This window comes from Mycobacterium sp. TH-M15 (assembly GCF_057473705.1).
Genome location: NZ_JBYCLB010000649.1, coordinates 1 through 1,899, shown reverse-complemented (window position 1 = coordinate 1,899; position 1,899 = coordinate 1). Strand labels below are relative to the sequence as shown.

Genomic DNA, 1,899 nt, shown 5'->3' with positions numbered 1-1,899 from the left:
GGACCGGCTGCTGGCCGGGAAGCTGCCCGACGACTGGGACGCCGACCTGCCGCACTGGGAGCCCGGCTCCAAACCGCTGGCCACCCGAGCGGCATCCGGCAAGGTGTTGAGCGCACTCGGCCCGAAGCTACCCGAATTGTGGGGCGGCTCAGCCGATCTGGCCGGCAGCAACAACACCACCATGGACGGCGTCGCCTCGTTCGGACCGGCATCGATCTCCACCGGCGAGTACACCGCGCATCCCTACGGGCGCACCCTGCACTTCGGCATCCGCGAGCACGGAATGGGCGCGATCCTCTCCGGGATCGTGCTGCACGGGCCGACCCGCGCCTACGGCGGCACCTTCCTGCAGTTCTCCGACTACATGCGGCCGGCGGTGCGGCTGGCGGCGCTGATGGACATCGACCCGATCTACGTCTGGACCCACGACTCGATCGGCTTGGGTGAGGACGGGCCGACCCACCAGCCGATCGAGCACCTGGCCGCGCTGCGCGCGATCCCGCGGCTGTCGGTGGTGCGCCCGGCCGACGCCAACGAGACCGCGTACGCCTGGCGGGTGGTGCTGGCCCGCGGGGCCGAGAGCGGCCCGATCGGGCTGATCCTGACGCGTCAGGGACTGCCGGTGCTCGACGGCACCGACTCCGACGGCGTCGCCCGGGGCGGCTACGTGCTCAACGACGCTGCCGGCGGAAAACCGGACGTGGTGTTGATCGGCACCGGCTCGGAGGTGCAGCTCGCGGTCGCCGCCCAGCGGTTGCTGGCGGAGAAGAAGATCGCCGCCCGGGTGGTGTCGATGCCGTGTCTGGAATGGTTCGACGCCCAGCCCGCCGACTACCGCGACCGGGTGCTGCCGCCGGCCGCGGCGCGGGTCGTGGTCGAGGCCGGGGTGGCTCAGTGCTGGCATAAGCTGGTGGGCGCCGGGGGGCAGATCGTGTCGATCGAGCATTTCGGGGCGTCGGCCGATTACCAGACCCTGTTCCGGGAGTTCGGTATCACCCCGGAGGCCGTCGCCGCCGCGGCGGAACGCGCACTGGACGACCGAGGAGGAGCAGACCGATGACATCATCGACCCAGAACCCGAAACTGGCGGCGCTGAGCGCCGTGGGCGTGTCGGTGTGGTTGGACGACCTGTCCCGAGACCGGCTGACCTCGGGCAACCTGCAGCAGCTGATCGACACCCGCAGCGTGGTCGGCATCACCACCAACCCGACCATCTTCCAGAAGGCGCTGGAGAAGGGTGACGCCTACGCCGCACAGCTGGCCGAGCTGGCCGCCCGCGGCGCCGACGTGGACGCCGTCATCCGCACCGCCACCACCGACGACGTGCGCAACGCCTGCGACGTGCTGCGGCCGCAGTGGGAGACCTCCGACGGCGTCGACGGGCGGGTCTCGATCGAGGTCGACCCGCGGCTGGCACACGACACCGACAAGACCATCGCGCAGGCCATCGAGTTGTGGAAGATCGTCGACCGGCCCAACCTGTTCATCAAGATCCCGGCGACCAGGGCCGGCCTGCCGGCGATCACCGGGGTGCTGGCCGAGGGGATCTCGGTGAACGTGACGCTGATCTTCAGCGTCGAGCGGCACCGCGAGGTGATGGACGCCTACCTCGCCGGGCTGGAAAAGGCCAAGCAAGCCGGTCACGACGTGTCCACGATCCACTCGGTGGCGTCGTTTTTCGTATCGCGCGTGGACACCGAGATCGACAAGCGCCTGGAGAAAATCGGCTCCGACGACGCGCTCGCATTGCGCGGCCAGGCCGATGTCGCGAATGCCCGTCTCGCTTACGCGGCATACCAGGAGGTGTTCGTCGGCGGCGAACGCTTCGGCAAACTCGAGGGCGATGGCGCGCGGGTGCAGCGTCCGCTGTGGGCGTCGACCGGCGTGAAGAATCCCGAC

2 protein-coding genes are annotated in these 1,899 nt (G+C 69.8%); both read left to right on the top strand.

Annotated features, from left to right (window positions below; translation table 11 throughout):
• The coding region (locus AC2VNT_RS15920) for a transketolase-like TK C-terminal-containing protein (protein ID WP_486947772.1) at positions 1 to 1,060 on the top strand (1,060 nt) is incomplete at its 5' end.
• The coding region (tal, locus tag AC2VNT_RS15915) for a transaldolase (protein ID WP_486947771.1) at positions 1,057 to 1,899 on the top strand (843 nt) is incomplete at its 3' end. The genes AC2VNT_RS15920 and tal, both read left to right, overlap by 4 nt.